Source organism: Acinetobacter sp. 228 (genome assembly GCF_048147885.1).
In genome coordinates this window covers 1-1154 of sequence record NZ_JAYWYV010000453.1, presented here as the reverse complement: position 1 = coordinate 1154, position 1154 = coordinate 1, and the positions used below count along the sequence as shown (strand labels likewise).

1 protein-coding gene and 1 pseudogene are annotated in these 1154 nt (G+C 32.7%); both read left to right on the top strand.

The features are described 5' to 3' along the window. A pseudogene (locus VXQ92_RS19800) lies at positions 1-184 on the top strand (TetR family transcriptional regulator); the annotation flags it as partial. A 201-nt stretch (positions 185-385) separates the two neighbouring features. Then, positions 386-1012 (top strand): hypothetical protein, encoded by a 627-nt coding sequence (locus VXQ92_RS19795; RefSeq protein ID WP_265643274.1) that lies wholly within the window; start codon positions 386-388, stop codon positions 1010-1012. Positions 1013-1154: the final 142 nt, after the last annotated feature.

The following is a 1154-nucleotide window of genomic DNA, read 5'->3' as shown; positions in this document are numbered from 1 at the left end:
AAACGCAGATGCTTCTTTTACCGATGCCAAGCTATTTGTATATATGGTGGAGGGCACAATCATTCAGCTTTTAAGCTCAGATGGGGCAATCGAGCGGGAAAAGATCTTGGATTATTTTTTAAACTCTTTTGTTAGAAATTTTAGTCCATGTATGTTTACTCATGTCGATGCTAGCAAGTGTTAGCCTGTTCTTCTATGAGGGTTTATATGTAAAAGCTAGACGAGTTGTTTTGAGGGGGGGGAGAGAAATAATAAATAAAGCCCCCTTAAAAAACTGCTTGTGTACAAAAGAATATAAAAACAGCAAGTAACACTTACTCAAGTGTCATTTTAATCTAATTGATATTTATACAATATAGTTACCAGATCACAAGGATATGAACCGATGAAATTTCTAAAATTTTTAACTTTTAGCACGATTCTTACCTTATCCGCACATACCTATGCGACAGTGGGTGGTGGACAAAAAATTGAAGTATTGGGCTATCAGCAAAAAGAGAAGAAACTTTATGTATTAAGACATTATGAAGATGGCCGAGGACGCCTACCACAACTATATTATTATCTATTAAATAGTAAATCGCCTGATAAACTGATTGAAGTTAAATCTCTCTATATCAATCCAAAAACACATAAGATTGATTATGATCAAGATAGTACAGCGTTTAATAAGGCACTTAATAAAATTAAAAAGAATTTAACTCCTTTGATCGTAAGTAATAGTAAGACTGTAAAAATTCAAACATTAAAAACTTATCAGAATCAAGTATCAGCTTGGTTTGATCCTTCAGGAAAGATCACGCAATATAAAACAGAATATGTTGTAAAATCGCCGTCTTTACAAAGTAAGACCCATGTTGCGGTTCATTACAGCAAAGCAATAAAAATTTCCCAAAATTATAGTGTACCTAAACAAAATAAGAGGTTGGTTGTCGTTAAATATTTGGGGGTTCCAGAAGAAACTGGTTACGATATTGAAGACCCTGTTTTACTACTACCTATAAAAAAATAAGCTTAAGCGTAAATTATTTTCTTGGTTCAAAAGGACGACAGGATAAGAAGTCCTGCGTACTTTATAGGATAAAACTTTTCTTTATAAATGCAGCTATATAATTTACACAGGATGAAGAATGAATAATTTGAATTTTAAAACG